The sequence below is a fragment of the Streptococcus sp. WM07 genome (assembly GCF_004570525.1).
Lineage (GTDB): Bacteria > Bacillota > Bacilli > Lactobacillales > Streptococcaceae > Streptococcus.
Window position 1 is genome coordinate 1 of the sequence record NZ_SPPZ01000090.1, and the last position, 3,071, is coordinate 3,071.

The 3,071-nt window shown below is 49.2% G+C and carries 1 rRNA gene; it reads right to left on the reverse strand.

What is annotated here, in order from left to right:
• Positions 1-61 precede the first annotated feature (61 nt).
• Positions 62-2,956: ribosomal RNA gene (locus E4T71_RS08300) — 23S ribosomal RNA — on the reverse strand.
• Positions 2,957-3,071: the final 115 nt, after the last annotated feature.

Here is a 3,071-nt window from a genome sequence, read left to right on the forward strand (position 1 = left end):
ATCCAAAAGTATCAAGTCTAACCTCAACTCGCTTCTGAGTTTGTCATTTCTTCATTTGACTTCGGATAAGTCTTCGAGCTATTAGTATTAGTCCGCTACATTGCTCACACAACTTCCACTCCTAACCTATCTACCTGATCATCTCTCAGGGCTCTTATTCATTACTGATGGGAAATCTCATCTTGAGGTGGGTTTCACACTTAGATGCTTTCAGCGTTTATCCCTTCCCTACATAGCTACCCAGCTGTGCCTCTGGCGAGACAACTGGTACACCAGCGGTAAGTCCACTCTGGTCCTCTCGTACTAGGAGCAGATCCTCTCAAATTTCCTACGCCCGCGACGGATAGGGACCGAACTGTCTCACGACGTTCTGAACCCAGCTCGCGTGCCGCTTTAATGGGCGAACAGCCCAACCCTTGGGACCGACTACAGCCCCAGGATGCGACGAGCCGACATCGAGGTGCCAAACCTCCCCGTCGATGTGAACTCTTGGGGGAGATAAGCCTGTTATCCCCAGGGTAGCTTTTATCCGTTGAGCGATGGCCCTTCCATACGGAACCACCGGATCACTAAGCCCGACTTTCGTCCCTGCTCGAGTTGTAGCTCTCGCAGTCAAGCTCCCTTATACCTTTACACTCTGCGACTGATTTCCAACCAGTCTGAGGGAACCTTTGGGCGCCTCCGTTACCTTTTAGGAGGCGACCGCCCCAGTCAAACTGCCCGTCAGACACTGTCTCCGATAGGGATTACCTATCTGGGTTAGAGTAGCCATACAACAAGGGTAGTATCCCAACAACGCCTCCGGTGAAACTGGCGTCCCACCTTCTTTGGCTCCTACCTATCCTGTACATGTGGCACAGATACTCAATATCAAACTGCAGTAAAGCTCCATGGGGTCTTTCCGTCCTGTCGCGGGTAACCTGCATCTTCACAGGTACTAAAATTTCACCGAGTCTCTCGTTGAGACAGTGCCCAAATCATTACGCCTTTCGTGCGGGTCGGAACTTACCCGACAAGGAATTTCGCTACCTTAGGACCGTTATAGTTACGGCCGCCGTTTACTGGGGCTTCAATTCATACCTTCGACTTACGTCTAAGCACTCCTCTTAACCTTCCAGCACCGGGCAGGCGTCACCCCCTATACATCATCTTACGATTTAGCAGAGAGCTGTGTTTTTGATAAACAGTTGCTTGGGCCTTTTCACTGCGGCTCAGTTATACTGAGCGCCCCTTCTCCCGAAGTTACGGGGCCATTTTGCCGAGTTCCTTAACGAGAGTTCTCTCGATCACCTGAGGCTACTCGCCTCGACTACCTGTGTCGGTTTGCGGTACGGGTAGTATATAGATTAGCGCTAGAAGCTTTTCTCGGCAGCCTGACATCAGGGACTCGCTAGCCTTAGCTAGCTCCCCATCACAGCTCAATGTTACAGGTAAAAGCATTTAACTCTTACCACACCTCACTGTTTAGACCAGAATCCATTCACTGGCTTCCCTTAGCCTTCTGCGTCACTCCATCACTCTATATACTAGTACAGGAATATCAACCTGTTGTCCATCGAATACACCTTTCGGTCTCTCCTTAGGTCCCGACTAACCCAGGGCGGACGAGCCTTCCCCTGGAAACCTTAGTCTTACGGTGGATGGGATTCTCACCCATCTTGCGCTACTCATACCGGCATTCTCACTTCTATGCGTTCCAGTACTCCTCACGGTATACCTTCTCCACACATAGAACGCTCTCCTACCATCCTTAAAAGGATCCACAGCTTCGGTAAATTGTTTTAGCCCCGGTACATTTTCGGCGCAGGGTCACTCGACTAGTGAGCTATTACGCACTCTTTGAATGAATAGCTGCTTCTAAGCTAACATCCTAGTTGTCTGTGCAACCCCACATCCTTTTCCACTTAACAATTATTTTGGGACCTTAGCTGGTGGTCTGGGCTGTTTCCCTTTCGACTACGGATCTTAGCACTCGCAGTCTGACTGCCGACCATAAATCATTGGCATTCGGAGTTTATCTGAGATTGGTAATCCGAGATGGACCCCTCACCCAAACAGTGCTCTACCTCCAAGATTCTTAATGTCGACGCTAGCCCTAAAGCTATTTCGGAGAGAACCAGCTATCTCCAAGTTCGTTTGGAATTTCTCCGCTACCCACAAGTCATCCAAGCACTTTTCAACGTGCCCTGGTTCGGTCCTCCAGTGAGTTTTACCTCACCTTCAACCTGCTCATGGGTAGGTCACATGGTTTCGGGTCTACGACCACATACTATACCGCCCTATTCAGACTCGGTTTCCCTACGGCTCCGTCTCTTCAACTTAACCTCGCATGTGATCGTAACTCGCCGGTTCATTCTACAAAAGGCACGCTCTCACCCATTAACGGGCTCGAACTTCTTGTAGGCACACGGTTTCAGGTTCTATTTCACTCCCCTCCCGGGGTGCTTTTCACCTTTCCCTCACGGTACTGGTTCACTATCGGTCACTAGGGAGTATTTAGGGTTGGGAGATGGTCCTCCCAGATTCCGACGGGATTCCTCGTGTCCCGCCGTACTCAGGATACTGCTAGGTTCATAGACTATTTTAAATACGAGGCTCTCACTCTCTTTGGCTGACCTTCCCATGTCATTCTTCTATAATCTAATTCTCCATATCGCAGTCCTACAACCCCGAGTGGTAAACCACTCGGTTTGCCCTCCTGCCGTTTCGCTCGCCGCTACTCAGGCAATCGCTTTTGCTTTCTCTTCCTGCAGCTACTTAGATGTTTCAGTTCACTGCGTCTTCCCTCTTATCTCTTAACAAAATAAGATACTAGCCATCAGCTAGTGGGTTCCCCCATTCGGACATCTCTGGATCTTCGCTTACTTACAGCTACCCAAAGCATTTCGTCGTTTGTCACGTCCTTCATCGGCTCCTAGTGCCAAGGCATCCACCGTGCGCCCTTACTAACTTAACCTCTTTTCTTAACTCTACCTGAATTAAGTAAACTCATTATGCGTTCAGCGTTTCGGTTTATTTCTTGTTACTTTCTTTGATATAGTTATTCAATTTTCAATGTTCTTGTAGGATAC